The following is a 26,198-nucleotide window of genomic DNA, read 5'->3' as shown; positions in this document are numbered from 1 at the left end:
GGGGTAGCAAATGAGTGGCAACTTCCTCGCTCTGGCGCAGCCGGGCGTGCAACAACTTTCGCCTTACGTTCCGGGCAAACCCGTGGACGAACTGGCGCGTGAGCTGAACATCGATCCAGCCAGAATCATCAAGCTGGCCAGCAATGAAAACCCGTTGGGCGCCAGTCCAAAGGCGCTGGCAGCCATTCGCGACGAACTGGCCGAGCTGACCCGCTATCCGGACGGCAACGGTTTTGCGCTCAAGACCCTGCTGGCCGAGCAGTGCCGCGTCGAGCTGAATCAGGTGACGCTGGGCAACGGTTCCAATGACATTCTGGAACTGGTGGCGCGTGCGTACCTGGCGCCCGGCCTGAACGCGGTGTTCAGTGAGCATGCGTTTGCTGTTTACCCGATCGCCACGCAAGCCGTCGGCGCGACGGCCAAAGTGGTCCCGGCCAAAGACTGGGGCCATGACCTGCCGGCCATGCTGGCTGCGATCGATGCCGATACTCGTGTGGTATTCATCGCCAACCCGAACAACCCGACCGGGACCTGGTTCGGTGCCGAGGCGCTGGACGAGTTCCTGCAGGACGTACCGGAGCATGTGCTGGTGGTGCTGGACGAGGCGTACATCGAATACGCCGAGGGCAGCGACTTGCCGGATGGCCTGGACTTCCTGGCGGCGTACCCGAATCTGCTGGTTTCGCGCACGTTCTCCAAGGCTTATGGCCTGGCGGCACTGCGGGTCGGTTATGGCTTGTCCACTGCGGTGGTTGCCGATGTGCTGAATCGCGTGCGTCAGCCGTTCAACGTTAACAGCCTGGCCCTGGCCGCTGCGTGCGCTGCACTGCAAGATGCCGATTACCTGGCTGAAAGCCGTCGCCTGAACGAAGCCGGCATGCAGCAACTGGAAACGGGGTTCCGTGAGCTGGGGCTGAGCTGGATTCCTTCCAAGGGCAACTTCATCTGCGTCGATATGGGGCAGGTGGCTGCGCCGATCTTCCAGGGGTTGCTGCGCGAAGGCGTGATCGTGCGTCCGGTGGCCAACTACGGCATGCCGAACCACCTGCGCATCACCATCGGTTTGCCCGCTGAAAACAGCCGCTTCCTTGAGGCGCTGACCAAGGTTCTGGCTCGTGGTTGATGTCACTGCACTGCAACCTGCTGGCCCTATGATCGGTCGCCTGGTGGTGGTCGGCCTGGGGTTGATCGGCGGTTCGTTTGCCAAGGGGTTGCGCGAAAGTGGCCTGTGCCGCGAAGTGGTCGGGGTCGATCTCGACCCGCAGTCGCGCAAGCTCGCGGTTGAGTTGGGCGTAGTGGATCGCTGCGAAGAAGACCTGGCGATTGCTTGTCAGGGCGCGGATGTGATCCTGCTCGCCGTGCCGATCCTTGCCATGGAAAAAATGCTTGGCCGCTTGGCCGGCATGGACCTGGGGCAGGCGATTCTGACCGATGTTGGCAGCGCCAAAGGCAATGTGGTGCGTGCCGCGACCGAAGCGTTTGGCGGCATGCCGTCGCGTTTTGTGCCGGGCCATCCGATTGCCGGTTCCGAGCAGAGCGGGGTGGAAGCCTCCAATGCCGAGCTGTTCCGTCGCCATAAAGTGATTTTGACACCGCTGGATCAGACCGATCCGGCCGCGTTGGCAGTGGTCGACCGTTTGTGGCGTGAATTGGGCGCCGATGTCGAGCACATGCAGGTCGAGCGTCACGACGAAGTGTTGGCGGCAACCAGCCATTTGCCACACTTGCTGGCGTTCGGTCTGGTCGATTCACTGGCCAAACGCAATGAAAACCTTGAGATCTTCCGTTACGCTGCGGGCGGTTTTCGCGATTTCACAAGAATCGCGGGAAGCGACCCGGTCATGTGGCACGACATCTTCCTCGCCAACCGCGAAGCTGTCCTGCGCACACTTGATACATTTCGCAGCGACCTCGACGCCTTGCGCGACGCGGTCGATGCAGGGGATGGGCACCAATTGTTGGGCGTATTCACTCGCGCCCGGGTTGCCCGCGAACATTTCAGTAAAATCCTGGCCCGCCGGGCTTATGTGGACGCTATGAACTCCAACGACCTGATTTTCCTGGCTCAACCTGGTGGCCGCCTGACTGGGCGGATTCGTGTACCGGGCGATAAATCGATTTCCCACCGTTCGATCATGCTCGGCTCCCTGGCTGAAGGCGTCACCGAAGTCGAAGGCTTCCTCGAGGGCGAAGACGCCCTGGCGACCTTGCAAGCCTTCCGCGACATGGGCGTCGTGATCGAAGGTCCGCACCACGGTCGCGTGACCATTCACGGCGTCGGCCTGCATGGCTTGAAGCCTGCGCCGGGCCCGATCTATCTGGGCAACTCCGGCACCTCGATGCGTCTGCTGTCGGGCCTGCTGGCTGCGCAGGACTTCGATAGCACCCTGACCGGTGACGCCTCGCTGTCCAAGCGCCCGATGAATCGCGTGGCCAATCCGCTGCGTGAAATGGGCGCCGTGATCGAGACCGCCGCTGAAGGTCGTCCACCGATGACCATTCGTGGCGGCAACAAGCTCAAGGGTCTGACTTACACCATGCCGATGGCCAGCGCCCAGGTGAAATCCTGCCTGCTGCTGGCCGGCCTGTACGCCGAAGGCAAGACCACCGTCACCGAGCCGGCTCCGACCCGCGACCACACCGAGCGCATGCTGCGCGGCTTCGGCTATCCGGTCACCGTTAACGGTGCGACCGCTTCGGTTGAGTCCGGCCACAAGCTGACTGCGACCCACATTGAAGTGCCGGGCGACATCTCGTCTTCCGCGTTCTTCCTGGTGGCGGCATCGATCGCCGAAGGTTCGGAGCTGGTGCTCGAGCACGTCGGCATCAACCCGACCCGTACCGGCGTGATAGACATCCTGCGTCTGATGGGCGCTGATATCACCCTGGAAAACCAGCGTGAAGTCGGCGGCGAGCCGGTGGCGGATCTGCGCGTACGGGCAGCTAAACTCAAGGGTATCGAGATTCCCGAAGCACTGGTTCCACTGGCCATCGACGAATTTCCGGTGCTGTTCGTGGCCGCGGCCTGTGCCGAAGGGCGCACCGTGTTGCGTGGCGCCGAAGAGCTGCGAGTCAAGGAGTCGGACCGTATCCAGGTCATGGCGGATGGCTTGCTGGCGCTGGGCGTCAAATGCGAACCGACCCCGGACGGCATCATCATCGACGGCGGCCTGATCGGCGGCGGCGAAGTGCACGGTCACGGCGATCACCGGATTGCCATGGCGTTCAGCGTTGCTTCGCTGCGCGCCACCGCACCGATTCGCATCCATGACTGTGCCAACGTCGCAACCTCGTTCCCGAACTTCCTCGCGCTTTGTGCGCAGGTCGGCATTCGTGTTGCACAAGAGGCTCAGTCGTGAAAATCATCGCACCGGTCATCACCATCGATGGGCCAAGCGGCTCTGGCAAAGGCACGGTCGCCGGGATACTGGCCAAGCGTCTGGGCTGGAATTTGCTGGATTCCGGTGCGCTCTACCGTCTGTTGGCGTTCGCTGCGCATAACCACGGCGTTGACCTGACGAATGAAGAACTGCTGAAAAAGCTTGCCGCTCATCTGGATGTGCAGTTCATTGCGGCGACCGAAGGTCAACTGCAGCGCATCATTCTGGAGGGTGACGAAGTCAGCGATGTCATCCGTACGGAAAGCGTCGGCTCGGGTGCGTCCCAGGTGGCTGCATTGCCCGCGGTACGCGAGGCGCTGCTTCAGCGTCAGCGGGCGTTTCAGGAATCGCCGGGGTTGGTCGCCGATGGGCGCGACATGGGCACGGTGGTTTTTCCGGACGCGCCGCTGAAGATATTCCTCACTGCCAGTGCCGAGGAGCGTGCGCGCCGTCGATACTTGCAGTTGAAGGGCAAAGTCGATGGTGTTAGTCTGTCGAGTCTGCTAGATGAGATCCGTGCACGCGATGAGCGTGACACCCAGCGAGCGGTAGCCCCGCTCAAGCCGGCGGCTGACGCCATACAGCTGGATTCCACGGAGTTATCCATCGATCAGGTGCTGGAACGCATCATGAGCGAGATCGCCATTCGCGATATCGCCGGGTGACCAAGAAGCTCTGCAGGGGACCAGTCATAGTCTTGCAGTGCTTCTTTAAATGAACATAACCCACGTCGTCTGGGATGTGGAGATGGGCGTATCCTTCGCCCTTATTCAACAGGAATTAAAATGAGCGAAAGCTTTGCGGAACTCTTTGAAGAAAGCCTAAAAACCCTGAACCTTCAGGCAGGCTCCATCATCACCGGTGTTATCGTTGATATCGATTACCAAGCTCGCTGGGTAACCGTTCACGCTGGCCTGAAGTCTGAAGCACTCATCCCGCTTGAGCAGTTCTACAACGATGCTGGCGAACTGACTATCAACGTCGGTGACGAAGTTCACGTTGCTCTGGACTCGGTTGAAGACGGCTTTGGTGAAACCAAGCTGTCCCGTGAAAAAGCCAAGCGCGCTGAATGCTGGATTGTTCTGGAAGCAGCCTTCGCAGCCGAAGAAGTGGTCAAGGGCGTTATCAACGGTAAGGTTAAAGGCGGCTTCACTGTCGACGTTAACGGCATCCGTGCGTTCCTGCCAGGTTCTCTGGTTGACGTCCGTCCTGTGCGCGATACCACGCACCTGGAAGGCAAAGAGCTGGAATTCAAGGTCATCAAGCTTGACCAGAAACGCAACAACGTTGTCGTTTCCCGTCGTAGCGTCCTCGAAGCCGAGAACTCCGCTGAGCGTGAAGCTCTGCTGGAATCCCTGCAGGAAGGCCAACAAGTCAAAGGTATCGTCAAGAACCTCACCGATTACGGCGCATTCGTCGATCTGGGTGGCGTCGATGGCCTGCTGCACATTACCGACATGGCTTGGAAGCGTATCAAGCATCCTTCCGAAATCGTCAACGTTGGCGACGAGATTGATGTCAAGGTTCTGAAGTACGATCGCGAACGCAATCGTGTTTCCCTGGGCCTCAAGCAACTGGGCGAAGATCCATGGGTTGCTATCAAAGCCCGTTACCCAGAAAGCACTCGCGTTACCGCTCGTGTAACCAACCTGACCGACTACGGCTGCTTCGCTGAGCTGGAAGAAGGCGTTGAAGGCCTGGTACACGTTTCCGAAATGGACTGGACCAACAAGAACATCCACCCTTCGAAAGTCGTACAAGTCGGCGACGAAGTGGAAGTTATGGTTCTGGACATCGACGAAGAGCGTCGTCGTATCTCCCTCGGCATCAAGCAGTGCAAATCTAACCCATGGGAAGATTTCTCTGGCCAGTTCAACAAGGGCGATAAAATCTCCGGCACCATCAAGTCGATCACCGATTTCGGTATCTTCATTGGTCTGGACGGCGGCATCGACGGTCTGGTTCACCTGTCCGACATCTCCTGGAACGAAGTGGGCGAAGAAGCCGTTCGCCGCTTCAAGAAGGGCGACGAGCTGGACACCGTTATCCTGTCGGTTGACCCAGAGCGCGAGCGCATCTCCCTGGGTATCAAGCAACTGGAAAGCGATCCGTTCTCCGAGTACGTTCAAGAGAACGACAAAGGCGCAATCGTTAAAGGCATCGTGAAAGAAGTTGACGCTAAAGGCGCCATCATCACTCTGGCCGACGATATCGAAGCGACTCTGAAAGCCTCCGAAATCAGCCGTGACCGCGTTGAAGACGCGCGTAACGTTCTGAAAGAAGGCCAGGAAGTAGAAGCCAAGATCATCAGCGTTGACCGCAAGAGCCGTGTAATCCAGCTCTCCATCAAGTCGAAAGACGATGCTGAAGAGAAAGAAGCCATCCAAAGCTTGAAAGACAAGCCTTCGGATAGCATCGCTGCTGGTCCTACCACTCTGGGCGACCTGTTGCGTGCACAAATGGAAAAACAGAACTAAGTTCTGTCAGACCATAGAAAAAGGGCGACTTCGGTCGCCCTTTTTTGTGCCTGGGATTTGGGTTTGTCGGGTGATTCGTGCGCGGGGTGGCCGCTCTTGAAACCAATGATCCTTCTGTGTTGTCTCTTTCTTTAATCGGATCAATCGCTTATTTGCAGCTAGTCTTTAGCTCAAGAGAACGATAGCCGGGCAGGGCATCTGCCATAAGGAAGTGAATGAACAACCTCATTGTCGCAATGGCAGTCTTGATGCTGGCGGGTTGCGGTACGAATGCCAAGACTCATGCCGTGCGTGGAGTCAGTGGCGTAGAGATAGATTGTTCGGGATTGGGTTCTGGATGGGAGAAGTGCCGTAAGCGCGCGGACAAAGAGTGTAAGGCGGCGGGCTATAAGGTAGTAGCAAGGTCCGATGATGCCAAGGATGAGGATGAATACCCTTTCGGCTTCAATCCCGCGGGGTATCTGACGCGCACCATGCTGGTTATTTGTCGCTGAGCTAGATCGCGTCGTAGTTCCTCGTAATTGGGCGGTCATTGCTGGTGAAAATATGTGAAAACCCGGGCTATTCAAATTCCCCCGGGCATGCTAAAACCTTTGAAGCGCTTTTCCTAGCTGCTTGAAAAAGAAGGGAAAAATATGACGAAGTCGGAGTTGATCGAACGAATTGTCACCCATCAAGGGCTGCTCTCATCCAAGGATGTGGAGCTGGCTATCAAGACTATGCTTGAACAAATGTCCCAATGCCTGGCGACCGGGGATCGTATTGAGATCCGGGGTTTTGGCAGTTTTTCTCTGCACTACCGTGCACCGCGGGTGGGGCGTAATCCTAAGACAGGTCAGTCGGTTAGCCTGGATGGCAAGTTTGTGCCGCATTTCAAGCCGGGGAAGGAATTGCGCGATCGGGTGAATGAGGATGAGGATGATGTCTAGGTCATAAGAAGGAAATGCTTTTGAAAACGTTACTGCGGTGGTTCCTGTTCCTCATTGTGCTGTCGGTGATTCTGGCTGTAGTCGTTTTTGTGCTTGAGAATCAGCAATCTGTCATAATCACTTTTGCCGGCTGGTCTAGCGTAGAGGTTTCTGTTTCTAGTTGTTTGATTGTGGCGCTGCTGGTCGGGATGGCCATAGGGCCGGTACTGGGATTTGCCTTAAGGTATCGACGTGGTGTTCGGAGCGCTCGGAAATTTAGTTAACTATTGGCGCAGTAGCCTTTAAAAAGAATGGGTTGGATGAAGTATATGCAAGAAAATAGCTCTGAGAGCCAAAGCTTGAATGAAATTGATTTATTCGATTTTCTAAAAGGGATTTGGGAGCAGCGTCAGCTAATTGCTGTTGTTACGGCGTTGTTTTTGTGCGCAGCAGCCGCATACGCTTGGTTAAGTGAGCCCGTCTATGAGGCGCGAGCTTATGTATTGCCGCCAACCCAGAGTGATATTGAGAACTTTAACCTGGGGCGATCAGAGAGTTCCGAGCTGAAGCCTTATTCGGTAAAGAATGTTTACAGTTCGTTCGTCAGCAACTTACAGTCGGAATCATTGCGGCGTGATTTTTTTAAAGAAGTTTATTTGCCCTCGTTAGGTGAGTCTGATCGTCAAAAGTCGCAAGATACTTTGTATCGTCAATTCTTGAAGGAAATTACTGTCATTCAACCGACTAAAGAATTTCCTGATCGATTCTCTGTGTACGCGCTGAGTAATAACTCTGAAATGTCGGTGAAATGGTTGCGTGAGTACATTGATAGGGCCAGTGTTGCAACGGAAAAAGAGATCATCAAGAACTACTCCAAAGAAGTCGAGATGCGAGCCCGTAATATCGCCGTGCAGATTCAGATGTTACGGGATAACGCAGCGAATAAGCGCAGGGATACGGTTTTACAGTTGCGTGAGGCGGAGCGGGTCGCTGGTGCCATTGGCTTGGAAAATCACCAGATCATATTAGGTGGTGTCACCGGGGAAATAGCTGGCTCGGTTGATCCACGGCTAATTTATCTGCGTGGCACAAAGGCGTTGGCGGCCGAGGAAAAAACTCTTCAAGCGAGAGAGTCGGATGATCCGTTTATCGGTGATTTGCGCAAGCTTCAAGGCCAATATGATTTCTACAAAGCTTTGAACGTGAAAGCTGAGGACGTAGCTGTGTATCGAGTGGATGGTGTCATTCAGCCCCCTGATTCGCCAATCAAACCCAAAAAGGCGTTGATTTTGGTGCTAGGTCTTGTCTTAGGGGGGAGCTTGGGTGTGATTCTGGGCTTGGTTCGCCAGTTCTGGATGCGCAACAGAAACAAAATAGCTTAAAGGGCTCGGCCACCAATAGCATTGGTGGCTGATATATAGAAGTTGATGTCAAAGTCACTTGCCAAAATCGGTCTAGCGCAGTGTGCGGTAGATGCTCAAAACCCCTCTTCTCGGCTAACGGATTTAGCTCCAGTGGTCGTATAATCCACGGCTTTGGCGCCTAAAGGTCTTGTTAGGAGGCATAATACCTCTTTGTTGACCACGGGATTCACTCCTGTACTCGTGCAGCTATGAGACCCGATCTGTCGGATTGGGCGGGTGATTAGGACTAAAAACGGTGTCAGGATGTTCACTCCACAGGCAGTGGGTCCGAGTCGCCGGAGCAGGCAATAGTGTTGGGATATGGATATGAACATTCGCGGCGCAGCCAGTAATACCGAGTCGCTCGCAGGGGCGTGGTATTTGGTGCAATGCAAATCCAGACAGGATCAACGAGCTGAGGAAAACCTTTTGCGTCAAGGGTATGCCTGCGCCCGTCCTGTCTGCCTTCGTGGCCGGATCGTGCGAGGCCGGCGCGAGTATGTCCAAGAGTCTCTATTTCCAGGTTATCTATTCATCAACCTGCCTGCCAATGCCAGTTGGTCCTCTGTACGTTCAACCCGCGGTGTCGGTCGTCTTGTCAGTTTCGGAGGCATGCCTTTGCCTGTGTGCGCAGATCTGGTGATGCAATTGCAGGCCCGTGCCGAGCCAATAGAATGCCTCCCATTCAATAGTGGCGACAGCGTGAGAATTCTTGATGAGGGATTTGCAGAGCTTGAAGCAGTATTTCTGACGATGGATGGTGAAGAACGAGCCATCCTATTGGTTGATTTTTTGAACCGCCAGCAGCAGGTGAGCCTGTCGTTGGCAAAAATTTCAGCGCTCTGATTTCTGTCGTTAATTAGATAGCGTATTGGAGTAGCTGTTGACATTGCCGAGCCCACGTTTTCAGGAATTCGACGGAAAATCCTGGGGCGGTAGCGTGTCTTTATCACCGATGTTTCGCTTGGCTCTAGCATAAGTCATCAGAAGCATCAATCATTTTATCGCTCATCAGCCTGAGCCGGAGCAAGTTTGATGTCCCAGCAAATGAAGACCAGCATCACCAAATTTAAGAACAAGGAGGCTTTGATCGGTATCGTCGGCCTTGGGTACGTCGGGCTACCCCTGATGCTGCGTTATAACGCTATCGGGTTTCGGGTATTAGGCATTGATATCGACGAACACAAAGTCGCCAAGCTGAATGCTGGTGAAAGTTACATCGAGCATATCCCTGCAAATAGAATTCAGAACGCCCGCACCACAGGCTTTGAGGCAACGACAGATTTTAGCCGTGCTTCGGAATGCGATGCCCTTATTTTGTGTGTGCCAACGCCGTTGAACAAGTATCGTGAGCCCGATATGAGTTTTGTCATTAACACCACGGATGGCCTGAAGCCCTATATGCGCGCAGGTCAAATCGTCTCTTTGGAAAGCACCACCTATCCAGGTACAACTGAAGAAGAGTTGCTGCCACGTGTTCAAGAGGGCGGTTTGGTTGTAGGTGAAGACATCTTTCTTGTCTATTCACCTGAGCGTGAAGATCCGGGTAACCCGAATTTTGAAACGCGCACTATTCCAAAAATCATCGGAGGTGATACTGCGGCTTGCCTTGAGGTCGGTATTGCTCTCTATGAGCAGGCCATCGATCACGTAGTTCCGGTAAGTTCTACGAAGGCAGCTGAAATGACCAAGCTGCTGGAAAACATCCACCGCGCTGTGAACATTGGCTTGGTCAATGAAATGAAGATCGTTGCCGATCGGATGGGGATTGATATCTTTGAGGTTGTCGACGCTGCTGCGACCAAACCTTTCGGGTTCACTGCTTACTACCCGGGACCAGGTCTGGGCGGACACTGTATCCCTATCGACCCATTCTATCTGACCTGGAAGGCTCGGGAATACGGGCTTCACACAAGGTTTATCGAGCTCTCAGGCGAAGTGAACCAAGCCATGCCCGAATACGTTCTCAGCAAGTTGATGGACGGATTAAACGATTCTGGCAAGGCCCTCAAAGGTAGTAAGGTTCTGGTGTTGGGTATTGCTTACAAGAAAAACGTTGATGACATGCGTGAGTCGCCGTCAGTTGAGATCATGGAATTGATTGAAGGAAAAGGCGGTTCTGTGGCGTATAGTGATCCCCATGTACTTGTTTTTCCTAAAATGCGTGAACATCATTTTGAACTGAGCAGTGAAGTACTTACTGCGGAAAGTCTTGCCGGATTTGATGCTGTCGTACTCGCTACTGATCACGACAAGTTTGATTATGACCTTATCAAGCAGCACGCGAAGTTGATTGTCGACAGTCGAGGCAAATACCGAGTTCCTGAGAAACATATTATTAAGGCTTGAGTGCTGTCACAGTATTTGTTCGAGATAAATGGCGGATTGCCATAGAAGAGGTCAAATGAAGAATTTTGCTCTAATCGGTGCCGCGGGCTATATTGCTCCTAGGCATATGCGCGCAATTAAAGATACCGGGAACATTTTGGTGTCTGCCTACGATATAAATGATTCTGTAGGCATCATAGATAGTATTTCGCCTCAAAGTGAATTTTTTACTCAGTTTGAGCGTTTCCTTGAGCATGCCCATCAACTCAAACGTAATGCGAAAACAGCGCTGAATTATGTAGCGGTATGCTCGCCAAACTATTTGCATCATTCACATATCGCAGCCGGGCTTCGATTGGGTTGTGACGTAATCTGTGAAAAGCCTTTGGTGCCAACTCCGGAGATTCTGGATGAGCTTGCATTGGTCGAACAAGAGACCGGTAAGCGCGTTTACAACATTTTGCAACTGCGCCATCACAAATCGATTCTCGATCTTAAAGAGAGAGTCGCCAGAGATAATGCGTCTGAGAAGTATGATGTTGAATTGACGTATATTACTTCTCGTGGCAATTGGTATATGGAGAGCTGGAAGGGCGACCCACGTAAGTCCTTCGGACTAGCAACAAATATCGGCGTGCACTTTTACGATATGTTGCACTTCATTTTTGGTAAGTTACAGCGCAACGTTGTTCATTTTACTTCCGAGCACAGGGCTGCTGGATATCTTGAATACGAGAAAGCGCGCGTACGTTGGTTTCTCTCGATCGACGCGAATGATTTACCTGATTCTGTGAAAGGGAAAAAACCTACGTATCGATCCATCACTGTGAACGGTGATGAAATCGAATTCTCTGAAGGATTTACTGATCTGCATACGGTCAGCTATAAGGAGATTTTGAACGGGCGTGGCTACGGTATTGAGGATGCTCGCCACTGTGTCGAAACAGTGAATACTATTCGTTCCAGCCAGACTGTTGAGCCGGCAAATGGGGAGGGTCACCCCTTCCTGCTTGGCGTTTAAAGATCGTCTATCTGCACCTCTAGCAATTATCAAGCGACATAATTGGTTGCTAGGAGGTGCAGCAATGAGGTGGATCTCTGGAACAAATCAATCGAGAAAAAATGTCCTAATGGGATGAGCTACCATCGATTGGCTGCAGACCAGAAAACAATAGTTTTTGTAATGGCAAACCCTGGAGTGTGAAGTGAATTTCTCCGTTCATAGCAGCGCAATAGTCGATGAAGGGGCAGTCATCGGTGAAGGCTCCCGCGTCTGGCATTTTGTTCATGTTTGTGGTGGGGCTCGAATTGGCAAGGGCGTCTCATTAGGCCAAAACGTCTTTATCGGTAATAAGGTTGTCGTTGGAGATTTTTGCAAGATTCAAAACAACGTTTCGGTCTACGACAACGTTACGCTGGAGGATGGCGTATTCTGCGGACCGAGTATGGTTTTTACTAATGTTTATAACCCTCGCTCCCTAATAGAACGCAAAGACCAGTACCGGGATACATTGGTGCAAAAAGGCGCTACGTTGGGCGCGAATTGTACGATTGTTTGCGGCGTTGTCATCGGGAAGTTTGCGTTTGTCGGCGCAGGGGCGGTTATCAATCGGGATGTGCCAGCCTACGCTTTGATGGTGGGAGTTCCTGCTCGCCAAATAGGCTGGATGAGTGAGTTCGGGGAGCAGCTGAAGCTTCCTGTAAGAGGTTCTGGCGAAGTGAAATGTGAGCATAGTGGAGCTTCCTATGTTCTCGCTGACAATGTCGTTACAAAAGTGGATGCGTGAGTCTAATGATTGAATTTATTGATCTAAAACGGCAGCAGTCCCGAATTAAAACTAAGCTTGATGCTGCGATCCAGAAGGTCTTGGCGCACGGTCAGTATATTTTGGGGCCAGAAGTTTCTGAGTTGGAAGAAAAACTGGCAAGTAAGGTAGGCGCCAAATATTGCATTACCTGCGCCAACGGTACAGACGCGCTTCAGATCGCTCTGATGGCTTTAGGTGTAGGACCTGGTGACGAAGTTATTACTCCCGGGTTCAGCTATATTGCAACGGCAGAAGCAGCTGTCATATTGGGCGCAAAGGTCGTATATGTGGACGTTGATCCATTGACATATAACCTTGACCCCGATTTATTAGAGTCAAAAATCACAGTTAATACCAAGGCCATTATTCCCGTTTCCTTGTATGGCCAATGTGCGGACTTCGATGCAATTAATGCTGTAGCGGAGAAGTACCAGATTCCGGTCATAGAAGACGCAGCGCAGAGCTTTGGCGCAGTGTACAAAAATCAGCAGTCATGCGGGTTGACGACGATTGCTTGCACAAGCTTTTTTCCAAGTAAGCCACTGGGCTGCTACGGGGATGGCGGAGCTATGTTCACCAATGACGAAAAGCTAGCCGTTGTACTTCGTCAAATAGCGCGCCATGGTCAAGATCGTCGGTATCACCATATCAGAATTGGTGTTAATAGTCGGATTGATACTTTGCAAGCAGCAATCCTGCTTGAGAAATTATCTATTTTTGATGAGGAAGTTGAGCTTCGACAAATGGTCGCAGCACGTTATGATCGACTATTAGCAGAGGCGGGAGTTAAATCGACGCCGCACGTTCACCCTCATAATAAAAGTGTTTATGCTCAATATACTATACGCGTAGAACATCGCGAGCAGTTGCAGAAAACGCTTAAGGATGACGGGGTGCCGACGGTAGTGCATTACCCTATTCCTCTGAACAAACAACCTGCAGTCGCTGATGAATCCGCCTCCTTACCTGTTGGAGACGAAGTAGCTCGCACCGTGCTGAGTCTTCCGATGCACCCTTATCTTAGCGAAACGGACCAATTGCGAATTGTTGAGTCTTTAAGACGAGCGCTTGATGCATAAGCAATGATTTTGCGTATGAGCCCTGCTTTACAGGTGTCGTGCCGCAATAATATTTAGATTGATTGAGTGCTGAGTGTGTCGATGCGATTCTGGAGAAGCTTGGGACGGTATAAGTCAAATGATTTTATTAGAGCCGTTAGCGTGCTGGTCGGCGGAACTGCGTTAGCTCAAGTCATAATGTTACTTTTGCTTCCACTACTGACCCGGCTATATACCCCTGAGGATTTTAGTGTCTTATCAATATACTTAGCCTTGCTTAGCGTTATCTCTGTAGCGGCGACGTTGAGGTTTGAGTTGGCTATTCCAATTCCTGAGGACGATGCGGAAGCGATAAATATACTGTTTTTGGGCGTATTTTCATCATTGTTCATTGCGATGATAGTAGGGCTTGTGATGAGTTTTTTTTCGGCCGAACTCTCATTGATATTTGGTAAACCCAGCTTGCAATATTATTTATGGGTCTTGCCTATAGGGATATTTTTTGCAGGTTGCTACAGCGCATTGCAGTTTTGGGCTAGTCGTATGAAAAGGTTCGCCGATATTGCAAAAACAAAAATACAACAAGCTGCTGCGGCTGCAACAGTGCAGTTGTTATTTGGGGTGTTTGCCAGTAGCCCTCTAGGTTTGATTTTAGGACAAACGATAAATAATGGCGCGGGTGCAGTCGGGCTTGCACAAAAAAGTAAATCAGTAGATAGAGCTTTGTTGAAAAGCGTGAATCTACGAAAAATGTTCGAGTTATTTAAGAAATATGATCGGTTTCCGAAGTATTCGATGCTCGAAGGATTGGCAAATAACGCTGCAATACAAGTGCCTGTCATTATTATTGCGAGCTTAGCTGCAGGGCCCGAGGCCGGATATTTGCTTTTGGCAATGCAATTAATGCAGGCCCCCGTTAGCCTCGTAGGGAGTGCAGTTTCTCAGGTGTATTTGTCCAAAGCCCCAGAGATGCAACGAGCAGGTAATCTTTCGGATTTCACTTCCGATACGCTTATAGGCTTGATTAAGGTAGGGGTCATCCCTCTTGTAATTGCTGGCGTAGCGGCGCCATATGCGTTCCCGTTCATTTTTGGCGAACAGTGGCATCGAGCGGGTGAGATAATTCTATACATGGTTCCCTGGATCGCAATGCAACTGTTGGCGTCTCCCATTTCCATGGCTCTTCACATTACGAATAATCAGCCTGCAGCAATGTTATTACAGTTAAGCGGCTTATTACTTCGAGTAGGGGCTGTTGCAGTTTGTGCGCTTTGGTTTAAAAACATATTAACTGAAGTCTATGCGGTTTCCGGGTTCTTGTTTTACGCAATCTATCTGATAGTCCTGATGAAAGTGACCAAGGTAAAAGCATGGGAGTTACTTTGCAAAGTAAAATTTATTGCTGGATTTGCAGTAATTGTGTTTTTGGCTGCGCTGTTTTACGTGATGCGTCAGCGTTTCTTTTAAAGTAAGAGGTGTCTATGTTTTTTTATAATTTAACAAGCACCCGAGTGGCTGTTTTCTTGTTTGTACTGGCTGTATCGCTGGTCTATATGTGGCTTCCGCTTTTCGTGAATTTTGCTTTGTTATCCAGCGAGTATTTTTTGAAACTCGCCTTTATGACGTTCTTCTCTATTATCAGCCTGCTTGTTGGGTATAGTATTCCAATTTTCGATTCTCGTTTCAGGCCACAGGCGGTCAGGATACGAGTGGGCGTCAATACTGTTCATTTTTTTGTTTGGACTGTGTTTGTGGTTTTTTTGGTGATTACTCTATATACCGCGCCGGCCATTCCGATACTATCGGCATTGGCGGGTGCAGATACAGACGAGTTGAGCATTCAACGTGGAGCCTTTCTTAAGGGGCGAGAGGGCGCAGAAGTTGCATTAATATACATTAGCACAATCTTTGTAAGTGCATTTTTGCCTTACAGCCTAGCGAAGATGTTTATCGATAGGCATAAATTTCGCTATATCGTCCTCCTTATCTTTTTTGGATATTCAATAAGTTTTTTGCAAAAAGCGCTTTTCTTGAATGCCCTTTTGCCGTTGTTTTATGTAGCGTCACAGAGAAAAAAATCAGTTTGACAACCGCGTTGATGATCGTTGTAGGGTGCAGTGCGGTTTTGTATCTCGTGACTATATTGTCTATGGGGGGGGCGGCTAACTCTAGCGTCGTAGTTGAAAGCGGCGGGGTTTCAAGTCCAGATTTTTACAGCTCCAAATACCTTCCGTCTGGAGCGATTGATCACTTGGTGTGGCGTATCGTCGCTGTTCCAATGTTTACAGCCGCAGATACCTTGGTTGTTTTAAAACAACAGTTCGATGATCTTCCGTTGCTGGGTGCTACGAGTACGTTCTTTTCCGGATTGTTTTCGTTGGATCGCGTTTATTTAGAGAAGCTTGTCTTTGAGTACGAGTGGGGATGGAACGAAACAGCAAACTCTAATGCAGTGTTTTTTACTGAGGGGTTTGCTAATTTCGGCTGGTTTGGTGTCTGGGTTTATTCTTTTTTTGTTGGGCAAACATTTCGGTGGTTTAAAACCTCTGATGATCACGCATTCAAAGCTTTATGGCTTATATATTTCTTAGGTTTATTTACGGGCGGTCTGATTGGAACGCTGTTAAGTAACGGATATCTGCTGATGTTTTTGGCAAATTTCTTCTTAAGAGTTCGGGATAAAGAGTCCGTTACCGTGCGGGCTAACTAGTTTTCTGAAATTTTGATTAAAGGAGCTCGCATGAGTGACCTGAACGTTAGCGTAGTGGTTGCAGTAAAAAATGAAGAGAAATACGTCCAGTCGGCGATGCTCAGCATTCTCAAACAACAAGGTTTGATTTTTGAGCTGATCGTGGTGGATGACGGTTCTGAGGATGAAACATACAATATTCTATGTTCGCTCGCCGCAGAACATACAAATATGCGGTTGTTAAAAAACCCGAAGGCGGGTAAATGCTCTGCATTCAATTATGGTGTGTCTCACGCTGCGGGCCGTTTTACCTGTATTTATGCAGGTGACGATCTAATGCCCGAAGGGAGCCTCGCCGCGCGCTTTGCTATGGTCTCAGGTTTCGGTGAGGCCGATGCAGTTGTCGGTTTGTGCAAGTTGATTACGCTTTCTGAAAACAAGAAATTCGATGGACACCTCGTTCCTAAGCGTGCAGGCCAGGGGGGATTGACTGGCGTATCTTATATGATGAGCCAGCAAGTGGTTTCCAAAATATTTCCAGTTCCCGAGATACTTCCGAATGAAGATACTTGGATGGAGTTGGCAGTAACTCACTTTGTAGAATGGAATATCGTTCATTCCGATATTGTGGGTTGTATGTGGCGTGTCCACAGTGGAAATAGCATTAACATGCTTGTGGACTTTCCTGCTTATAATAAAAAGCTAACGCCGCGGATGGCTGCAATTGGTCTATTTTACGAGCGCCACTCCTCGGAATTATCAGAAAATTCCAGAGATGAGCTTTATCAAAAGGTTAAGTGCGAGACGAGTCGCTCGCGGGGCGATATAGTTGGTATTTTGCTTTCGAAAACGAGTTTGATTAATAGGTTGAGAGCGCTGTCGGCGTGCAACAGCTTTTTTTATAATCTTCGAAAAAAATTGTACGGACTTCTCTCCGGCTGGTGAGAGTACAATTCGTGACCGCTTGGGGTGATCTATGAGTTTGAAAGAATATAACATCTGCCGTACATGCATTATGGATACCAGCGATCCTAATATCGTTTTTTCGGAAGATGGGCAGTGCGAGTATTGCTTGAATTTTGCGCAGAGTATCCGGCCTAATTGGCACACCGATTCAGTTGGTGAAGCTGAATTGATGAAAATCGCTGATAAAATTAAAAGAGAGGGCGAAGGAAAAGATTTTGACTGCATCATTGGTTTGAGTGGTGGACTGGATAGTTCGTACCTAGCCTATGTTGCAAAAGAAAAAATGGGCTTGAGACCTCTGCTTTTCCACGTAGATGCGGGTTGGAATACGGACCAGGCTGTTGGTAACATAGAGAAACTTGTCGATGGCTTAGGTTTGGATCTCTATACCGAAGTAATCAATTGGGAAGAAATGAAAAGCCTGCAGGTTGCCTTTTTAAAGGCTCAGGTGCCCGACCAAGACATTCCTCAGGACACCGCTTTTTTTTCCGGTTTATATAAATTTGCAAAGGCGCATAAGATAAAGTATGTGCTCACCGGTGGTAACTACTCTACCGAGTGTTGCCGTGAGCCCGAAGAGTGGGGAGCCTATCCGGGTATTGATAAGACACTTATCACTGATATTCATACCAAGTTCGGATCTCGGAAATTGAAAAGTTTCCCGATTGTCGACGTTCTGTCTTATAAGATTTATTATCGGTATGTGTTGGGCATGCAAGTGGTTCGCCCACTCAATTTGCTTCCTTACATTAAAAGTGAGGCAGAGGAAACGCTTGAGAAATTGTTTGGCTGGAAGCGGTTCCAGCATAAGCATCATGAATCAAGGTTTACTCGTTTTTACGAGGATTATTGGATGCCTCGTAAATTTGGTTATGAAAAACGTAGAGCTCACTTTTCCAGCCTGATTATGACTGGTCAGCTCACGCGGGAAGCTGCGCTGGAGCGAATTTCCAAGCCCGAACTGGACGAGAAATTCCTGAAGTCTGAATTTGAGTACGTTGCTCATAAATTGGACTTGACTGTGCCAGAGCTTCAGAGCATTTTCGAGGGCTCCAATAAGACGTGCCTAGATTACAAAAACAAGCGCTTCTTGATCGGAATAGGCTCTCGAGTGCTCAGCGCGCTTGGTTTGGAAAGAAGACTCTTCAGATGATAACAATCATAGATTATGGCCTGGGCAATATTCAGGCGTTTGTCAATGTCTATAGACGCTTGCACATCCCTGTATCTGTAGCAAGATGTGCTGCTGATCTCGACGGTGCTACCAAGCTAATCCTGCCGGGCGTTGGCGCATTTGACCATGCCATCGAACGTCTGGACGCTTCTGGCATGCGGCCAGCGCTGGACGAACTCGTACAAAAGGCAAAGATCCCCGTATTGGGGATCTGCGTCGGTATGCAGATTCTTGCCGATAGTAGTGATGAAGGCTCGTTGCCTGGCTTGGGTTGGGTTCCAGGTAGCGTGCGTTCGTTCAAGGCCATACCTCAGCTTTCGGAGCTGCCCCTGCCTCACATGGGCTGGAATGATGTTGTACCTTCTGCGGATTCGGCGCTATTCAAAGGGTTTGAACTGGAATCACGTTTCTATTTCCTTCACTCTTTCTTTTTTGATTGTTTGCAGCCCGAGCATATAGCCGCGACTTCCTCGTACGGGTTGGATTTCAGCTGTGCTGTCCGCGCTGATAATGTGTATGGAGTGCAGTTTCATCCTGAGAAAAGCCACCACTTCGGCGTTGGTCTACTGAAAAATTTCGCGGAACTATGAAATGTTAAGACCTCGAATAATTCCATGCCTTCTGATTCAGGATGGTGGGCTGGTTAAAACAGTAAAGTTCAAGGATCCCAAGTATGTTGGCGATCCAATCAATGCCGTAAAAATATTCAATGAAAAAGAAGCTGACGAGCTGATTGTCATTGATATTGATGCAACGGTTAATAACGTTGAACCTAACTACCAGCAAATTGCCAAGCTTGCAGCCGAGTGTCGGATGCCGTTGTGCTATGGCGGCGGTATTCGTACGGCTGAGCAAGCCAAAAAAATTATCGCCTTAGGCGTTGAAAAAGTAGCGATCAGTTCTGCAGCGCTGGAGAATCCTGCCTTAATCACACAAATTGCAGAAGAGATTGGTAGCCAAAGCGTCGTTGTCGTCCTTGACCACAAGTCGCGGTTGCTTAGTAAATCCAGCGATGTATGGACTCACAATGGTACTCGTAATACCAAGCGCAGTGTCTTGGACGTGGCGATCGAGGTCGAAAAGCTGGGAGCGGGCGAGATCGTGATCAACTCGATCGACAACGACGGCCGTATGAAGGGCTACGACATAGACCTTGCCCTCAAACTGCGTGAGGCGGTTCATATACCCATCACCATCCTAGGTGGTGGTGGGTCGCTTGAGGATATGCGCAGCGTAGTCGCCGCCTGTGGTGTCGTGGGTGTCGCAGCAGGTAGTTTCTTTGTGTTTAAAGGTAGCTATCGTGCGGTACTGATCAGCTACCCAAGTGCACAACAGAAAGACGAATTAATTTATTCAGCTCTTCGAACTAAGTAACATCGCCTGGTTCGCGGTAAGGGTAGCTCATTATGTTTAGTGGAAAGAAACTTCTTATCTCCGGTGGCACCGGGTCCTTCGGCAACGCTGTTTTAAAGCGTTTCCTGGATACCGATATTGCTGAAATTCGCATTTTCAGTCGGGACGAAAAAAAACAGGATGACATGCGCAAGCGCTACAGCAACCCGAAGCTAAAATTCTATATCGGTGATGTGCGTGATTATCAGAGCGTTCTGAACGCGACCCGTGGCGTTGATTATATTTTTCACGCCGCAGCGCTTAAGCAGGTTCCATCTTGTGAGTTTCACCCGATGGAAGCAGTAAAAACCAATGTTATCGGTACTGATAACGTGTTGGAAGCTGCGATACAGAATGAAGTTAAGCGAGTCGTTTGCTTAAGTACCGACAAAGCCGTTTATCCTATCAATGCGATGGGTATCTCCAAAGCCATGATGGAAAAGGTGATGGTCGCCAAATCCCGCAATGTGGATGAGACAAAAACTGTCATTTGTGGCACTCGCTACGGGAATGTCATGGCCTCCCGTGGGTCAGTTATCCCGCTGTTTATCGAGCAGATTCGTGCCGGTAATTCCTTGTCAATTACAGACCCTAACATGACTCGTTTCATGATGACGTTAGCCGATGCTGTCGATCTGGTTTTGTATGCCTTTGAGCATGGTAACAACGGTGATCTCTTCGTCCAGAAGGCGCCAGCAGCGACAGTGGAAACGCTCGCTCGCGCCTTGACGGCAATGCTGGGGCAGCCCGAACATCCGATCCAGATCATCGGAACGCGCCACGGCGAAAAACTTTACGAAGCGCTGTTGAGCCGGGAAGAGATGGCTTGCGCAGAAGATATGGGTGACTACTTCCGTATACCTCCGGATTTGCGAGATCTGAACTACAGCAAGTTTGTTGAACAAGGCGAAGAAAAAATCTCCACGATGGAGGATTACAACTCGCATAACACCGAACGCCTCGACGTTGAAGGCATGCAGAAATTGCTGCTGAAACTGGATTTTATGCGCGCGATTCAGCGCGGCGAACACGCGACTCCCGAGGAATAAGGCATGAAAGTATTGATCACCGGTGCCAACGGGTTCGTCGGTAAAAACCTTGTTGCTCATTTGAAAGAGCGAAAAGACGTCGAGGTGCTGCGGTTCTGTCGCGAGGACAATATTGCCAGCCTGCATTCACTCGTATCAGAGGTGGATTTTATTTTCCACCTGGCCGGTGTCAATCGTCCTCAAAGTGTTGAAGAGTTTAAAGTAGGTAATACGGATTTAACGCAGGCCCTATGCGCTGCTGTTGCTGCCACAGGTCGCCGCATTCCTTTGCTTTATACATCTTCAATTCAGGCTGAATTAAGCAATGCTTACGGCTCGAGTAAACGAGATGCGGAAGAAGCGCTACTAAATCTTTCCAACCAAAACGGCAGTCGCGTACATTTATTTCGATTGCCAAATGTATTTGGGAAGTGGGCGCGACCTAATTATAACTCCGCCGTCGCGACCTTTTGTCACAACATCGCGCATGGACTACCTATCAGCATAAATGATGCTGACGCCAAGATTTCGCTTGTTTATATCGATGACGTCATTAAATGCTTTGTCGCTGTCATGGATGGTGAGCAATCTGGTGATCCATATGTCGTCGTTGATCCTCAATATTCAACCACAGTAGGTGAGCTTTCAGCTCAGCTCCATGAGTTTAAGACAAGTCGACAGTCGATGATCACGGAACGTGTGGGGACCGGTTTGGTTCGCGCACTGTATTCTACCTATCTCAGCTATTTACCCCCTGAAGATTTCACCTACGAAGTTCCTAAATATGGAGATGATCGTGGCGTCTTCGTCGAGATGCTTAAAACCAAGGATTCTGGCCAGTTTTCTTATTTTACTGCCCATCCAGGCATTACCCGAGGCGGCCATTACCATCACTCCAAAACAGAAAAATTTCTCGTTATCAAGGGCAAGGCCTGTTTCCGGTTTCGCCACATAGCATCGGGCGAGTTCTACGAACTCTTCACTGATGGGGACACACCGGAAATTGTTGAAACTGTACCTGGCTGGAGCCACGACATCACGAATGTTGGTGAGAATGAAATGATCGTGATGTTATGGGCGAACGAGATTTTTGATCGTGAGCTTCCAGACACATACACTATGCCTGTGGGCACCCAGGCCTGATTGAATTAGGGATGAGCATCGCAATGAAGAAGTTGAAAATCGTTACCGTCGTTGGCACTCGCCCTGAGATCATTCGTTTGTCACGAGTCATCGCCGCGCTGGATAAGTACTGTGAGCACGTACTCGTCCATACGGGTCAGAATTATGACTATGAGCTGAACGAAATATTTTTCCAGGACCTGGGGATTCGCAAACCGGATCATTTTCTCAATGCGGCAGGTAGCAGCGGCGCGGAAACGATCGGGAACGTGATTATCTCGGTGGACCGTGTGCTCGCGTCTGTTCAACCTGAAGCTCTTCTGGTGCTGGGTGATACCAATAGCTGCATGGCGGTTATCCCTGCCAAGCGACGCAAGATTCCAACGTTCCACATGGAAGCGGGTAATCGTTGTTTCGATATGCGGGTACCCGAAGAGATCAATCGGCGGATCGTAGATCATACGGCTGACATTAATCTAACCTACAGCACCATTGCGCGCGATTACCTGCTCAAAGAAGGTCTGTCGCCCGACATGGTGATCAAGACAGGGAGCCCGATGTTCGAGGTCTTGAATCATTACCGCGATGGTATCGAGGCGTCGGATGTATTGCAGCGTTTGGAGCTCGAATCCGGTAAGTTTTTTGTAGTGAGTGCACACCGCGAAGAAAATATTGACTCTGACAAGAACTTTCTAAAATTGGTCGATGTTCTAAATACGGTTGCAACGAAATTTGGTTTTCCTGTCATTGTTTCTACTCACCCGCGTACCCAGAAGCGTGTCGATGCAATGGGTATCGTATTTCATGAGAATGTTCAGCTCCTCAAGCCGTTGGGGTTCAAGGACTACAATAAACTTCAACTTGAGTCCAAAGCAGTGCTTTCCGATAGCGGGACGATCAATGAAGAGTCTTCGATTCTCAATTTCCCAGCGCTGAATATTCGCGAAGCCCACGAGCGTCCAGAGGGTATGGAAGAGGCCGCTGTGATGATGGTGGGACTCGAGGTTGAGCGGGTATTGCAAGGGTTGATGATTCTCGAAACGCAGGCTTCTGGTAGAGAGCGTACTTTGCGTCTGGTTACGGACTACAGCATGCCCAATGTTTCTGAGAAAGTGGCAAGGATCGTACACAGTTATACTGATTATGTTAATCGGGTCGTCTGGAAGCGTTACTAATTCGAGTTGTGATCATGCCTGAAAGTAAATTGAGGATCCTGGTGGTCACGCAGTATTTTTGGCCAGAAAATATGCGTATCAACGATTTAGTTCGCGACTTTACCGAAAAAGGACATTCGGTCACCGTGTTGACTGGTTTACCTAATTATCCCGAAGGTAAGGTGTTTGAAGAATATAAAGCGTCGCCGGGGCGCTTTAACCATTACTTTGATGCCAAGGTGGTCAGAGTGCCTATGCTCGCGCGAGGCAAGCGCAGTATTAGTTTGGTATTGAATTATTTCAGTTTCTTCACAAGTGCCTCGACGATTGGTGCTTTTAAACTGCGTGGCGAAAAATTTGATGCGGTATTCGTTTATGCCGTTTCGCCGATCATGGCTGCCATTCCAGCGCTGGTGATGGGGCGCATAAAGAAAGCACCGGTGTTTGTCTGGGTACTCGATCTTTGGCCGGAGACACTGAGAGCGGTAGGGGTCCTCAAACACCCCGCTTTACTGTCTATGGTCGGAAAAATGGTGTCATGGATTTACAATCGCACTGATTATTTACTTCTGCAGTCACATGGTTTCTTCGAGAACGTCAAAAAATATTGTACGAAGGACATAGCGTCTCAACGAATGGTCTATTTTCCAAGCTGGGCGGAAGATGATTTTTCTTCATCTGCAGCTCACGATTCGACTTTGTTGCCTCGTGACAACACGGTATTCACGGTTGTGTTCGCGGGCAATCTCGGTGAAGCGCAAGATCTTCCAGCGGTGTTGGATGCTGCTGAGGAGTTGCGCGATAAAGTCGTAATGCGGTGGGTAATTGTTGGCGATGGACGAATGAGCGAATGGTTGAGTCAACAAGTTCACTCCCGCGGCTTGAATAACGTATTGCTATTGGGGAGGCATCCTTTGGAAGAGATGCCAGGCTTGTTTGCAAGTGCGGATGCCTTGCTCGTTTCCCTCAAAACCAATGACGTATTTGAAAAAACCATACCTGGAAAAGTACAAGCCTATCTGGCATCGGGCAGACCCCTGTTGGGGATGATCAATGGCGAGGCCGCTAGAGTGATTGATGATTCTGGAGCGGGTTTTACTTGTGCATCCGGCGACGCCAGTGGGCTTGCGAGCATTACCTTGGCACTCGCGAAGACGGACGCGGTTAAATTGAAAGCGATGGGGCAATCCGGTCGTCAGTATTATTTGAGCAACTACTCCAAACCTCTTCTTTTAGCCAGGCTTGAAGATCTTTTCCGCAACGCCACCCTACGAAAGGCCACCCGCTGATGCAGCAAACCATTTTACTGACTGGGGCGACAGGTTTCGTCGGGGGAGCCATTCTCAAACGGTTACATCACGAGAACAAACACTCTGTAGTGGTTGCTGTTCGAGACGAGTCACGAGTGCCCATCAATGGGGTTTCGAAGGTATGTATCGAGTCCTTCGATGGCGTTACACGTTGGGAAGAACACTTGAACGGGTCGAACATAGTGATTCACTCCGCGGCTCGGGTGCATGTCATGAATGATGTAGAAGCCGATCCGTTGGCAGCGTTCCGTAAAGTAAACGTTGAGGGAACGTTGAATCTCGCCAGACAAAGCGCCGCCGCAGGTGTACGACGCTTCATTTTCATCAGTTCAATCAAGGTAAATGGGGAAGGGACAGTTCCTGGTACTGCTTACGGTGCAGATGATGTTCCTGCCCCCGTGGACCCTTATGGCATTTCGAAAATGGAAGCCGAGCAGGGCCTTCGCGAACTGGCGGCGGAAACTGCGATGGATGTGGTTATTATCCGCCCGGTGCTGGTCTATGGACCAGGCGTAAAAGCCAACTTCCTCAATATGATGCGCTGGTTGGACAAGGGGGTTCCTCTGCCTTTTGGAGCGATCTATAACAGTCGAAGTCTGGTCGCGCTTGATAATCTGGTGGACTTGGTATTGACGTGCATCGATCATTCAGCCGCAGCAAACCAGACCTTTCTGGTGAGCGATGGAGAGGATTTGTCCACTACCGCGTTGCTGAGCAAGATGGCGAAGGCGCTCAACAAGCCAGCTCGACTCATACCGGTACCGAGTTGGATACTTCAGAGTGGCGCCACTCTATTGGGTAAAAAAGGGCTTTCTCAGCGACTGTGCGGGTCGTTGCAGGTCGATATTACCAAGACTCGTAATCTTTTAGGCTGGACGCCCCCACTAAGTGTTGATGAGGCGTTGGCGAATACAGCTAAGCATTTTCGGGAACATCAATAACAATGATCTACTTGTGGCTGGTACCGGCAGTTGCCGTTCTTTCTTTTTTGTTGACTGGTGCTCTGCGACGGTATGCATTGGCTCGAAGCATCATCGATATCCCTAATGCACGAAGTTCACATACGATACCAACGCCGCGCGGCGGCGGGGTGGCGATCGTGGTTACCTTTCTGGCGTCGCTTCCAGTTTTCGGTATGTTCGGTCTGGTACCTTGGCAGCAGTTAATCGCGGTAGGCGGTGCAGGGGCGCTGCTAGCTGTTATTGGTTTTATGGATGATCACGGGCACATCGCCGCCCGTTGGCGTCTGTTGGGTCATTTCGGCGCCGGCATATGGGCTCTGGCCTGGTTGGGTGGCTTTCCTCCCGTTACCTTGTTCGGTATCAGTCTGGAACTGCATTGGTTTGGACATATTCTCGCTGCGATTTATCTAGTCTGGCTGCTGAATCTGTACAACTTCATGGATGGAATTGATGGTATCGCGAGTGTTGAGGCATTGTGTGCTTGCCTTGGTGCTTGTCTGCTTTATGGGCTAAGCGGCGCCCCGGCCCTGATCTGGGGACCGCTGATACTCGCTGCGGCAGTAGTCGGATTCCTGTACTGGAATTTCCCGCCTGCACGGATATTCATGGGGGACGCAGGGAGCGGGTTTCTAGGCATTGCATTGGGGGTTCTGTCGCTCCAGGCTGCTTGGGTTTCCTCGGATTTATTTTGGGCGTGGGTGATCCTGCTAGGCGTGTTCATAGTCGACGCAACGTTTACCTTGATACGTCGATTGCTTCGTGGCGATAAGGTCTATGAGGCTCACCGTAGCCATGCCTATCAGTTCGCTTCCCGTCGATTTGGCAAGCATCTACCTGTAACACTGGCTGTCGGCGCCATCAATCTGTTTTGGCTGTTGCCTGTGGCCTACTCTGTGACGCAACTCGGCCTGGACGGTGCTTGGGGGGTAATTATCGCCTACGTTCCGCTGATTATCCTTGCTTTGAAATTTCATGCAGGCCAGCTCGAAGTGACTACAGCCGCGTGATCCAGCTTGGGTGCCTGATTTAGAAGGTGCCG

26 protein-coding genes are annotated in these 26,198 nt (G+C 50.4%); all 26 read left to right on the top strand.

Annotated elements, in window-relative coordinates; genetic code table 11:
- Positions 1-10: 10 nt before the first annotated feature.
- A complete protein-coding gene (gene hisC, locus AB4N91_RS18105) occupies positions 11-1,123 on the top strand; it encodes a histidinol-phosphate transaminase (RefSeq protein WP_010461683.1) in 1,113 nt (370 codons plus the stop codon).
- Positions 1,124-1,151: 28 nt separating this feature from the next.
- Complete coding sequence (locus tag AB4N91_RS18100) at positions 1,152-3,359, top strand: bifunctional prephenate dehydrogenase/3-phosphoshikimate 1-carboxyvinyltransferase (protein ID WP_154912878.1); 2,208 nt, start codon at positions 1,152-1,154, stop codon at positions 3,357-3,359.
- Positions 3,356-4,045 carry a (d)CMP kinase gene (cmk, locus tag AB4N91_RS18095; RefSeq protein WP_010461679.1) on the top strand — a complete coding sequence of 230 codons (690 nt, stop codon included), beginning with the start codon at positions 3,356-3,358 and terminating at the stop codon, positions 4,043-4,045. Before AB4N91_RS18100 ends, cmk begins: the two co-directional genes overlap by 4 nt.
- A gap of 120 nt (positions 4,046-4,165) precedes the next feature.
- Entirely contained in the window at positions 4,166-5,857 is a 1,692-nt protein-coding gene (gene rpsA, locus AB4N91_RS18090; protein WP_008148721.1) for a 30S ribosomal protein S1, read from the top strand.
- 215 nt (positions 5,858-6,072) lie between these two features.
- Entirely contained in the window at positions 6,073-6,351 is a 279-nt protein-coding gene (locus tag AB4N91_RS18085) for a hypothetical protein (protein ID WP_102594002.1), read from the top strand.
- 141 nt (positions 6,352-6,492) lie between these two features.
- The gene (gene ihfB / locus AB4N91_RS18080; RefSeq protein WP_154912861.1) at positions 6,493-6,786 is read left to right on the top strand and encodes an integration host factor subunit beta; all 294 of its coding nucleotides are present in this window, start codon (positions 6,493-6,495) and stop codon (positions 6,784-6,786) included.
- 20 nt (positions 6,787-6,806) lie between these two features.
- Positions 6,807-7,049 (top strand): lipopolysaccharide assembly protein LapA domain-containing protein, encoded by a 243-nt coding sequence (locus AB4N91_RS18075; protein WP_154912862.1) that lies wholly within the window; start codon positions 6,807-6,809, stop codon positions 7,047-7,049.
- Positions 7,050-7,085: 36 nt separating this feature from the next.
- Positions 7,086-8,147, top strand: a complete 1,062-nt coding sequence (locus tag AB4N91_RS18070) for an LPS O-antigen chain length determinant protein WzzB (protein WP_224795540.1) — start codon at positions 7,086-7,088, stop codon at positions 8,145-8,147.
- 348 nt (positions 8,148-8,495) lie between these two features.
- Positions 8,496-9,014 (top strand): transcription/translation regulatory transformer protein RfaH, encoded by a 519-nt coding sequence (rfaH, locus tag AB4N91_RS18065; RefSeq protein WP_154912880.1) that lies wholly within the window; start codon positions 8,496-8,498, stop codon positions 9,012-9,014.
- 201 nt (positions 9,015-9,215) lie between these two features.
- Positions 9,216-10,517, top strand: a complete 1,302-nt coding sequence (wbpA, locus tag AB4N91_RS18060) for a UDP-N-acetyl-D-glucosamine 6-dehydrogenase (protein WP_154912881.1) — start codon at positions 9,216-9,218, stop codon at positions 10,515-10,517.
- A 55-nt stretch (positions 10,518-10,572) separates the two neighbouring features.
- Positions 10,573-11,517, top strand: a complete 945-nt coding sequence (wbpB, locus tag AB4N91_RS18055; RefSeq protein ID WP_154912863.1) for a UDP-N-acetyl-2-amino-2-deoxy-D-glucuronate oxidase — start codon at positions 10,573-10,575, stop codon at positions 11,515-11,517.
- A gap of 184 nt (positions 11,518-11,701) precedes the next feature.
- Positions 11,702-12,283 carry an acyltransferase gene (locus tag AB4N91_RS18050; protein ID WP_154912864.1) on the top strand — a complete coding sequence of 194 codons (582 nt, stop codon included), beginning with the start codon at positions 11,702-11,704 and terminating at the stop codon, positions 12,281-12,283.
- Positions 12,284-12,288: 5 nt separating this feature from the next.
- Entirely contained in the window at positions 12,289-13,383 is a 1,095-nt protein-coding gene (locus AB4N91_RS18045) for a DegT/DnrJ/EryC1/StrS family aminotransferase (RefSeq protein ID WP_154912865.1), read from the top strand.
- A 99-nt stretch (positions 13,384-13,482) separates the two neighbouring features.
- On the top strand, positions 13,483-14,829 hold the full coding sequence (locus AB4N91_RS18040; protein WP_460111437.1) for a lipopolysaccharide biosynthesis protein: 1,347 nt from the start codon (positions 13,483-13,485) through the stop codon (positions 14,827-14,829).
- Positions 14,830-14,843: 14 nt separating this feature from the next.
- The gene (locus AB4N91_RS18035) at positions 14,844-15,449 is read left to right on the top strand and encodes a hypothetical protein (protein ID WP_460111434.1); all 606 of its coding nucleotides are present in this window, start codon (positions 14,844-14,846) and stop codon (positions 15,447-15,449) included.
- A 47-nt stretch (positions 15,450-15,496) separates the two neighbouring features.
- Positions 15,497-16,072 (top strand): hypothetical protein, encoded by a 576-nt coding sequence (locus tag AB4N91_RS18030; protein ID WP_460111431.1) that lies wholly within the window; start codon positions 15,497-15,499, stop codon positions 16,070-16,072.
- A 30-nt stretch (positions 16,073-16,102) separates the two neighbouring features.
- Complete coding sequence (locus AB4N91_RS18025; RefSeq protein ID WP_154912867.1) at positions 16,103-16,996, top strand: glycosyltransferase family 2 protein; 894 nt, start codon at positions 16,103-16,105, stop codon at positions 16,994-16,996.
- 31 nt (positions 16,997-17,027) lie between these two features.
- A complete protein-coding gene (locus AB4N91_RS18020) occupies positions 17,028-18,170 on the top strand; it encodes an N-acetyl sugar amidotransferase (protein ID WP_154912868.1) in 1,143 nt (380 codons plus the stop codon).
- The gene (gene hisH, locus AB4N91_RS18015) at positions 18,167-18,781 is read left to right on the top strand and encodes an imidazole glycerol phosphate synthase subunit HisH (RefSeq protein ID WP_154912869.1); all 615 of its coding nucleotides are present in this window, start codon (positions 18,167-18,169) and stop codon (positions 18,779-18,781) included. Before AB4N91_RS18020 ends, hisH begins: the two co-directional genes overlap by 4 nt.
- Position 18,782: 1 nt before the next feature.
- The gene (locus tag AB4N91_RS18010) at positions 18,783-19,565 is read left to right on the top strand and encodes an AglZ/HisF2 family acetamidino modification protein (protein WP_154912870.1); all 783 of its coding nucleotides are present in this window, start codon (positions 18,783-18,785) and stop codon (positions 19,563-19,565) included.
- A gap of 32 nt (positions 19,566-19,597) precedes the next feature.
- Positions 19,598-20,632, top strand: coding sequence for a polysaccharide biosynthesis protein (locus AB4N91_RS18005; RefSeq protein ID WP_154912871.1), 1,035 nt, complete (start codon positions 19,598-19,600; stop codon positions 20,630-20,632).
- A 3-nt stretch (positions 20,633-20,635) separates the two neighbouring features.
- Positions 20,636-21,754: a UDP-2-acetamido-2,6-beta-L-arabino-hexul-4-ose reductase gene (wbjC, locus tag AB4N91_RS18000; RefSeq protein WP_154912872.1), complete on the top strand. Its 1,119-nt coding sequence runs from the start codon at positions 20,636-20,638 to the stop codon at positions 21,752-21,754.
- Positions 21,755-21,777: 23 nt separating this feature from the next.
- Positions 21,778-22,908: a non-hydrolyzing UDP-N-acetylglucosamine 2-epimerase gene (wecB, locus tag AB4N91_RS17995; protein WP_102594036.1), complete on the top strand. Its 1,131-nt coding sequence runs from the start codon at positions 21,778-21,780 to the stop codon at positions 22,906-22,908.
- A 14-nt stretch (positions 22,909-22,922) separates the two neighbouring features.
- Positions 22,923-24,176, top strand: a complete 1,254-nt coding sequence (locus AB4N91_RS17990; RefSeq protein WP_102594018.1) for a glycosyltransferase family 4 protein — start codon at positions 22,923-22,925, stop codon at positions 24,174-24,176.
- Positions 24,176-25,138 (top strand): UDP-glucose 4-epimerase family protein, encoded by a 963-nt coding sequence (locus AB4N91_RS17985; protein ID WP_102594019.1) that lies wholly within the window; start codon positions 24,176-24,178, stop codon positions 25,136-25,138. The genes AB4N91_RS17990 and AB4N91_RS17985 overlap by 1 nt, the downstream gene beginning before the upstream one ends.
- A gap of 2 nt (positions 25,139-25,140) precedes the next feature.
- A complete protein-coding gene (locus AB4N91_RS17980; protein WP_154912873.1) occupies positions 25,141-26,166 on the top strand; it encodes an MraY family glycosyltransferase in 1,026 nt (341 codons plus the stop codon).
- The last annotated feature ends 32 nt before the right edge of the window (positions 26,167-26,198 follow it).

The sequence above is a fragment of the Pseudomonas sp. H3_D04 genome (assembly GCF_054669175.1).
Note: the sequence above shows the minus strand (reverse complement) of the source record. Positions and strands in the feature narration are given on the sequence as shown.